The sequence below is a fragment of the Streptomyces sp. NRRL F-2664 genome (assembly GCF_000719345.1).
Lineage (GTDB): Bacteria > Actinomycetota > Actinomycetes > Streptomycetales > Streptomycetaceae > Streptomyces.
The window spans coordinates 1-368 of record NZ_JOFX01000414.1; the positions used below are offsets into that span (position 1 = coordinate 1).

At 69.0% G+C, this 368-nt stretch carries 1 protein-coding gene; it reads right to left on the reverse strand.

From position 1 onward, the window contains the following. A partial coding sequence (locus tag IF89_RS39840) for an RHS repeat domain-containing protein (RefSeq protein ID WP_043195029.1) occupies positions 1-368 on the reverse strand: 368 nt, incomplete at both ends.

Sequence of the window (368 nt, forward strand, 5' to 3'; positions counted from 1 at the left end):
GGTGTAGGCGGCGGAGGCGGTCTGCCCGTCCGCAGTCTTCTGCACCGCGGTCTTCAGGCTGCCGTCGGGATTGTAGGTGTAGGCGGTGACGGCGCCGGCCGCATCCGTAGCCGTCTCCAGCTGCCCGTGCTGGTCGTAGGTGCGGGAGACAGCCTTGCCGTCGGGGTAGGCGACGGATACCAGGCGTCCCTCGCTGTCGTAGGCGTAGGTGATGAGGGTGTTCTTCTTGGCGTCCGCGTCGTCGCGGGCGCCTTCCCAGATGCCGGTGACCCGGTTGAGGGCGTCGTACTCGGTCTGCCGGACTGTGGTGGCCCCGCTGGCGTCGGTGACCGCGGAGGAGAGCAGCAGCCCGGTGTCCTCATCGTAGG